10 protein-coding genes are annotated in these 7306 nt (G+C 30.8%); 5 read left to right on the top strand and 5 right to left on the bottom strand.

Features of this window, described 5'->3' with window-relative positions:
- The first annotated feature begins 214 nt into the window (after window positions 1-214).
- The 5 genes from B7R67_RS21645 (at window position 215) to B7R67_RS21625 (ending at window position 5197) form a co-directional block, all read left to right on the top strand.
- Window positions 215-961 (top strand): polymorphic toxin type 44 domain-containing protein, encoded by a 747-nt coding sequence (locus tag B7R67_RS21645; protein ID WP_088073066.1) that lies wholly within the window; start codon window positions 215-217, stop codon window positions 959-961.
- A 638-nt stretch (window positions 962-1599) separates the two neighbouring features.
- Complete coding sequence (locus B7R67_RS21640; RefSeq protein WP_088073065.1) at window positions 1600-2007, top strand: hypothetical protein; 408 nt, start codon at window positions 1600-1602, stop codon at window positions 2005-2007.
- A 356-nt stretch (window positions 2008-2363) separates the two neighbouring features.
- The gene (locus B7R67_RS21635; RefSeq protein WP_158095166.1) at window positions 2364-3299 is read left to right on the top strand and encodes a site-specific integrase; all 936 of its coding nucleotides are present in this window, start codon (window positions 2364-2366) and stop codon (window positions 3297-3299) included.
- Between the two features lie 216 nt (window positions 3300-3515).
- Window positions 3516-4109 (top strand): MarR family transcriptional regulator, encoded by a 594-nt coding sequence (locus tag B7R67_RS21630; protein WP_088073063.1) that lies wholly within the window; start codon window positions 3516-3518, stop codon window positions 4107-4109.
- Window positions 4110-4702: 593 nt separating this feature from the next.
- A complete protein-coding gene (locus B7R67_RS21625) occupies window positions 4703-5197 on the top strand; it encodes a DUF3967 domain-containing protein (RefSeq protein WP_235822244.1) in 495 nt (164 codons plus the stop codon).
- A 270-nt stretch (window positions 5198-5467) separates the two neighbouring features.
- Here B7R67_RS21625 and B7R67_RS22715 read toward each other — a convergent pair whose 3' ends face one another.
- The 5 genes from B7R67_RS22715 to B7R67_RS21605 all read right to left on the bottom strand — a co-directional run.
- Window positions 5468-5599, bottom strand: a complete 132-nt coding sequence (locus B7R67_RS22715) for a hypothetical protein (protein WP_268876050.1) — start codon at window positions 5597-5599, stop codon at window positions 5468-5470.
- Between the two features lie 72 nt (window positions 5600-5671).
- Window positions 5672-6082, bottom strand: a complete 411-nt coding sequence (locus B7R67_RS21620) for a hypothetical protein (protein ID WP_088073062.1) — start codon at window positions 6080-6082, stop codon at window positions 5672-5674.
- A complete protein-coding gene (locus B7R67_RS21615; protein ID WP_088073061.1) occupies window positions 6082-6375 on the bottom strand; it encodes a hypothetical protein in 294 nt (97 codons plus the stop codon). Before B7R67_RS21615 ends, B7R67_RS21620 begins: the two co-directional genes overlap by 1 nt.
- An 83-nt stretch (window positions 6376-6458) precedes the next feature.
- Window positions 6459-6698 (bottom strand): hypothetical protein, encoded by a 240-nt coding sequence (locus B7R67_RS21610; protein WP_088073060.1) that lies wholly within the window; start codon window positions 6696-6698, stop codon window positions 6459-6461.
- Between the two features lie 223 nt (window positions 6699-6921).
- On the bottom strand, window positions 6922-7306 hold a 385-nt coding region (locus B7R67_RS21605; RefSeq protein ID WP_328587386.1), incomplete at its 5' end, for a DUF5412 family protein.

Here is a 7306-nt window from a genome sequence, read left to right as displayed (position 1 = left end):
TTTTTTGGTTTTTTTTATCTCTTTTTCTATATTTTCCATGTGTTTTCCCCCCTATTAAAAATAGATTCTTGTATATAACTTAACATCAATTTTCTGAAAAATAAAATAATTACTTGGCTATGATCTGTTTTTATTATATTATAAAAATTGGAAATATTTGTAAAAATATCTCATTTTTTGTATTTTTTAAAAAACATTATATATTGGAGGATTTATGAAAAAGAAATTAATAGTTTCAGCTATTTCTGCAACAGCATTACTAGTATCTATGAGTTCTGTATCTGCTGCACAAAAACCAATTAATAAAATTCCACGTACCTTCCAACCGGCTGCTGTAGATCCAGGTGGAGGCGATATTACTTCAAGTTTTGCTAGTAAAATGTCTGCTAATTCACTTACATTAGCGTACAGAGCTAAATTAGATTCAGACATGGGAACTTATCCTTTAGGTGTTGGTCAATACTTTGCAAGTCAAGTAAAATCTGGAGGACCTTGGGATTATAAGAGACAGTATGGTGCCACTACCCAATACATATTTAATGGAAAATATGTTAAAGGCGAAGATTTAGGAAATATACATTATGGATATGTAGGAAGTGTAACTTTTAAGGCTAGTTTACTGCAAAGTGCAGCAGGAGCTTATCAAATATATTCAGGTACTTCTCAAGGGAATTGGTACGGTTCATATTTCGATGATCCAAATGACCAATATTGGATTAATTATGGTATTAATATGTGGAATAATCACACATTACCTAAATCTGCTATGTTATTAGATAATGGTTCTCCATCAAATAATAATGCTATTTCAGATAATAATTCTTCTAATACACTTAGTCCCTTAACAATGATGTTATATGCAGAAGCTGTTAACAAATTAACTGATGCTGAAAAACAGCAGGCTCAAGTGGAGATGAAAAAAATATCTGATAAGATTAAATTAGAAAAAGGTCTAAAATAATTCTTAGTTTTCAACAAAAAAAGGTTCTTCAGTAATGAAGATCCTTTTTTTCTGCCTATAAAAAAAGAATATTTTCTTTTCTTTTTTCTTGTATTACAACTAATACTAGTTATACCAATAGATTAATAGTTTTGGTAGTACAAACGTAATTACGTCCTTATCCTGCATTAATAAATTAATGTTTCTTCTTTCTCTTTTTAGTGTTAAAATTTATTTAGTATTTTTACTTTTTGCAACCCTATTGAGGGTTAGCGGTTCCTTTTAATTTGTAGGTTCGGGTCCTTGTGACTTGAGTATTTACGCTTATTTAAGTGTGTTTAAAATGTCTTTTTTGTGTGAAATAGTATTGTAAATGAGTTAATAAGTATAGTAAAATTATAGTAATTACTTTATTACTTTACTTTATTGGCGATTCAATACTAGAATCTGCAGGAGACCGAACAATTCGAGAAGCCTTTGGGCTTGATACAGTTTTACGCTACAAGTCTGTACGTAAACAAATTGAATAATCGAGACTTTTTTGAAGTCTGAGAGTGTGCCATAAGAAAAATTACTGCTTAGCCAGTGAGAGAAAAACACTAACAGACTTGAGGAAAGTCTCTTTTTTGTTGGTTAAAATAAATAAAGGGGTGAGGAAAATGAAATGTAACTATTGCGGAAGTGATGTACAAGAAGCAATGTGTAGTTTTTGTGGTGCAGATCCTCTTGAACCCAAAAAAGTTCAAAAGGAGTTTGTTTCACCAGGAGAGATTCATTTAACAATTCAAGAGTTAAAACAGTATCATACATATGACTTATTACTGCTACTGAGTTATGCGAGAAAAGAACGAACAGAAGCTTACAAATGGCTAGGTACGTTTAAACGAATCAATGCACAAGCATCGTTAGATGAAAACAACCTGAAGTTCACTGAAGAGGAATATATAGTGCTAACAAAACGACAGAGAGTAATCGAAGAACTGCTGCGGGATCGATTAGGATACGTGCCAGACAAAATAACTGACAAAATGATGGGAGAGTGGAAACTAAAAATGGAGAAGAAGTAATTCTTCTAGAGGCAAAAGGTGCCTTAAGGCACAACAAGCTACCTTAATGGGAGCTTGTTAATAATTATGGCCGGATGAGATGTTCTTGGGTAGAACAGAAAATCTCGGCTTAGAGTTCTTTGAAAAAACGATGCAGCGTGAGCTGGATCGTTTTTTCATTGGCGCGATAGCGACAACAAGATGAAACATACGCAAAATTGGGTGAAGTAAACGGCAAACGAAGTTTGACGATTACTTCACCCCACAAATACAGTATTACCAAGGTTTTAAAGGTTATCGTCTTCCTTAAAAAGATGCAATTATTAAACCAGATTCCAAAGGGAGGAGTCTGTCCATTTTCAGAAAAGGGGATTGAAATGGCAAGAGAACATAAGGGAAGCATGCGTTACCAAGTGATAGAACGCCTAAAATCACTGGATAGAACAGGCCATAGCAAGAAGGAAGCGAAGCAACTCTACAGAGAACGTTGCCAGGAACAGGGTGTTACTTGGAATCCGGCCAAGGCGGATGGTATTTATTCTTTTCAAACTTTTGAAGCTTATAAAAAAACAGCTATGGATTTTACAAGTTGGCTAATATCTAGTGATATCAAGTTAAAAGATATAAATTTAGTTAAGCAAGAACAAGTCATAGCATACTTGCAACAGAGACAGACTGAAGGTAAGTCAGCATGGACTCTATCAAAAGATCTTTCTGCTTTAAATAAAGTCTTTGGATTTGAATTGAAAAAAGAGGATGCTGGATTAATAGAGAAACGTAGTTATAAAAATATTACAAGATCAAGGGAAGAACGCTCTTATGACAGCAGATATAATCCTAAAAACTATGAAAATCAAATTTTAATAGCAAGAGCATTTGGAGTTAGAAGGGAAAGTATTGTAGGAGGTCAGTATCAAATTAAAGATCTTTCTCTTTTTAAACATGAAGGAAGAGTATATTGCTCTGTTATTGAAAAGGGTGGAAGGTACAGAGAAGCTCCTTGTTTGCCTTCTATGCAAGAGAAGGTACTTCAGGCTTATCCAAATATTCAAAATCGAGAAAAATTCAATAAAGAGCAATTTAAACAGCTTTATCATACTTCTCAAGTAAAGTTGTTTGAAAAATACACCACAAAAATTGATAATCATGCTTTTCGAGCTGAATATGCCCAAAAGTTGTATACAGGTTTAGCAAAAGGTAAACAGGGAAATGAGAAACTTTTTAGAGGATATGATCAAGCTTGTTTAAAAGAAGTTAGCCAAGCTTTAGGTCACAATAGATTGTCAGTAGTAGTAGAAAACTATTTAAAATAAATTTTTTGTCTAATATAGATTGCTAACTTAAGAGGTTTTGAACAAATTTATGGCAGGTTATGGTAAACTAAGTCTATAAATGTAAAAAACCCTTCCAGTCGGCAAACTTGAGGGCTTTTTACAAGACAATTATATGAAGGGCTATACCCTTTTTTACTATCATGATTGTAACATAAATGGTATTGCTCTTCTAGTATAAGGGAGAGAAAAATTTTTATGGGCAAGAAAAATTTAGGTGAATCTCTTGGACAAGCTGAAAAAAATGCTAGATTCAGAGATATACAAAAAGAAAAAGTTTTGACTGAAGAAGAGTTAGAACAAGCAGCTGAATTACAAGCTAAAGCTAACGCTAGAAAAATGATTTTGATTCCAGAAAAAAAAGTAAAGAGTAGGGTGAAGTTTGTGCAAATTCTTCAAACTAATTGGCTTTATTTACTTGAAATTGATTACTTAAAAAATGAAGAAATGCAATTTTTATTAAAGGTAATTCCTTTTATTGGATTTTTATCGAATTGTATAGTACATGATATAACTAAAAAAGAACAAATTCCAATGAATCAAAAAGAACTAGCAGATAAATTAAAGAGTAGTAAACAAACAGTGAATAGATTAGTAAATCAATTGATTGATAAAGGTATTATGGCAAAATCTGAATCTGGGAAAGAAGATATAAATGCACGTATGTATGCATTATTTTTAAATCCAAATATTATATTTAGTGGAGATCGAGATAAAGTAAATCAAACTTTGCAAGCGATGTTTAGAAAAACTCCTAAAGCATTAAAAAATTTACCTGAACGTTTATTTTAGTAACTATTATTAGTTACTTTTTTTTATTTCATATTGATTCATAGTAATCGAATTCGATTACTAAAGTAATCGAATTCGATTACTATGAGAAGCTGTATAAAAGCATATATATCAAGGGTTTGTGTTGATTTTTTTGTTTGTTTCCTTCTCACTCTATATTAAATAGCAATTCGAAATTTGTTATGCAAGACTAACTTTATATATTTTTCGTTATTAAAAGACTAATAACTCCTTGTCATTAAGACAAGGAGTTATGCTGCCATAAAGGCAGCACTTTTTTATAAAATAAGCAATGAGATAACAGGTCATAGCATGTATAGAACATGGGTAAGCCAAGAGATGCACCCATTGGTTCTTTCAGTAGGTTTTGAATCAAATATAGTCATAACAGCAGGAAATGAGGTAATAGTGTCTAATTAGTCTTATAACACCTTGTAGCAACTATTATGTAATTTTGAGAACACTATAACACTTGAAATTTCTATATATATCAAGGGTTCATTGAATTATGAGAACAACTGCCGTTCTGTTATTAATAACAAGTATAATAGGATTTAGAACATCTATAGAACAATAGAACGAGAGGAGTAAGAATGGTGGATCAAGCTTACTTTGGGTCAGAAGTAGCAAAGACAATTGGAATTGGTTCAAGTACTCTTAGAAAATACTGTATAGCACTTGAAGAACAGGGATATCAGTTTGAGCGTGGTATAAACAATTCAAGGGTTTTTTATCAAAAGGATATATTGATGATACAACGCATCTTAGCGACCATGCAGAAGAAAAATATAACGCTAGAACAGTCTATAAATCTAGCTGTATCAATTGTTTCAGAGGATGAAAGAACACCTGCCGTTCTTTCACAAGGAACAACTAATAGCGAGGGTGAAGCAATCTTAGAACGACTGGATCGTCTGGAGGACTTCAATCAAAAATTAATGGAGCGTTTAGATCAACAACAAACTTACATCCAAGAATCGATGGAGCGTCGAGATCGCCAACTAATGGAAACGCTTCGTGGAATACAAGAAACTCAACTGTTATTGGCCGCCACAAAAGAAAAGAAATGGTGGCAATTTTGGAAATAAAATATGCAGGATTTTATACAAAAAAAGCGAATGAATTAGAATGGATTAAGCACCCAAACCCCTGTTGGATCAACGATGTATAAAAAACTGTATATCGGTAGAAAAAATAGGATAGCCCACCCCTTGCGCCTCAAGGGGTGGGCCTTTTTTTGACTTCCGTTAAGAATGTTTATGTAAACTAGAACTGCATGCGTTATTCATTTAAAAAAGAGAAACTCAAGTTAAAGAGTTTCCCTAGATTTGCACATGTTATTTATAATAGGAGTTTTATTATTTAGCTCCAAAAAACTCCTTTAAAAATATTATCCCGTATGGAGTAACATTCATTACTTTTAAAAGTATTCCAATACTAACTACAAATAATAATAACGCTATATTTAGCCACATCTTTGTATTTTGCATAAGTAATATCCCCTTTATATATATTACTAGTTTAGCATAAACGTATTTATTTGTTTCAATAAAAAAAGATATTCATGCTTGCCATGAATATCTTGAGTGATTTGATACTTGATTTGAAAACCCATCGGTCTTAAAAGGTTTTATTTCAAATTCAATTTTTTCAGTTTGATCATTTAATTCTACTAAAACAAACCATTTTTGTAGTGGATTAAAGTTTTTTTCTAAAATTAATCTACCAATCTCTACTCCTCCAACAGCATAGCGAATTTTTTCTTCATTAGCTTTTAAAGGAATTTCATAAGTTGCAATTAACTTTTCATTATTGCTAATGTACCAATGAAAATAAATATTTGTATCTTGTTTAATTAAATCCATTTTAACTAATATTTGTATGGAAAAATCATTGGAAAAAAAATTTTTTTTAATATTAATAGGTTTAAAATCTTCAGTAATATTTTCACATACAACGATAGAATTAATCATTATTTTGTTAATCCAAAGTAGCTTGCTGCTTCACCAATTGCATGTTTCACTCCGCCAGAAATAGCACCTTTAATAGCTCCAGCATTTGCGCCAAATATTGCTCCACCTATTGCACCAACTTCAACGTTTTGTTTTTTTCCTCCAGTTGTAACAACGATTGTTGTTCCAATTGTTGAACCCAAAACAGCACCTTTAATTGAGCTCTTTGCAATACTATCACTTACCGTACTAGGCTTACTCCAGTTGCTCAATGTTGATTGGACTTTTGATTCAATTTTTGACAAAACACTCATCTTAATTCCTCCTATTTTACAATAATTACCATATTTATAATATATTGTGTCACTAAATAGTTATCAATTAAGAGAATTCGACATTATTTTACATAAATAAAAAATATACCTACTGTTATTAAAATTATTGATATAAATATTAGCCAAGTAGACATTGACTGTGAAAAAAACATGTCGAAAATTTCCAAAAATATTATTAACAGCTTTTTTTTACTTGTTGTAGATTCATATTTTTTAAATTCTTCTTTAAAATAAATAATTCCAAACGGTAGTAAAAATAAACCAATTATTAAAAAAATAAGTCCTATAGTAAAAGCAGTCATAATAATCTCCTAACTTAAAAATTGTATGTTGTCTCCATAAAAAAAGTTGAAAATTAATTATATATTATAAAATGAGCATTAATTATGTAAATTAGTTTTATACAAAATACTGCTTATTTAAAAAAGGACCTTCTTTAGAAGATCCTTTTTTCATTGCCGAGAATGGTATTTATGTAAACTAGTTATGTATAGTTTATTCAGAGATAAATTACTAAATCTAAAATTAGTGTCTTCTATAATCATATTTATCTTTTGGTAAAAATAATTTGTGACCGTTAATCAGAACAGTTTTATTATCAATCCACACTATATTAGCCTTTGTTCCTTTATCCCAGTATATATTTTTAGATTTATTATTTTTAATAAATAATGTACCAAGTACATGATATGAAGTAGTTGCACCCGCATCAGATAGATATGTTTTTATAGTGTACTCTCCATTTGGTGATACTGTTTTACCAATAAATTCTCCTTTGTGTAAACGATCTATATCAAAAAACATCCAATTTATCCCATAAAAAATTATACTTACTATTAAAATTAATAAAATACTAATTACAATAATCATCTTTTTTTTGGTTTTTTTGATCTCTTTTTCTATATTTTCA

The organism is Gottfriedia luciferensis (genome assembly GCF_002156865.1).
In the GTDB taxonomy this organism is placed as follows: Bacteria; Bacillota; Bacilli; order Bacillales; family Bacillaceae_G; genus Gottfriedia; species Gottfriedia luciferensis.
This window is presented reverse-complemented; position numbering and strand designations above follow the sequence as displayed.

Coding starts and splice junctions, on each gene's coding strand:
- B7R67_RS21645 (WP_088073066.1), top strand. CDS start 215: ATGAAAAAGAAATTAATAGTTTCAGCTATTTCTGCAACAGCATTACTA.
- B7R67_RS21640 (WP_088073065.1), top strand. CDS start 1,600: ATGAAATGTAACTATTGCGGAAGTGATGTACAAGAAGCAATGTGTAGT.
- B7R67_RS21635 (WP_158095166.1), top strand. CDS start 2,364: ATGGCAAGAGAACATAAGGGAAGCATGCGTTACCAAGTGATAGAACGC.
- B7R67_RS21630 (WP_088073063.1), top strand. CDS start 3,516: ATGGGCAAGAAAAATTTAGGTGAATCTCTTGGACAAGCTGAAAAAAAT.
- B7R67_RS21625 (WP_235822244.1), top strand. CDS start 4,703: ATGGTGGATCAAGCTTACTTTGGGTCAGAAGTAGCAAAGACAATTGGA.
- B7R67_RS22715 (WP_268876050.1), bottom strand. CDS start 5,599: ATGCAAAATACAAAGATGTGGCTAAATATAGCGTTATTATTATTTGTA.
- B7R67_RS21620 (WP_088073062.1), bottom strand. CDS start 6,082: ATGATTAATTCTATCGTTGTATGTGAAAATATTACTGAAGATTTTAAA.
- B7R67_RS21615 (WP_088073061.1), bottom strand. CDS start 6,375: ATGAGTGTTTTGTCAAAAATTGAATCAAAAGTCCAATCAACATTGAGC.
- B7R67_RS21610 (WP_088073060.1), bottom strand. CDS start 6,698: ATGACTGCTTTTACTATAGGACTTATTTTTTTAATAATTGGTTTATTT.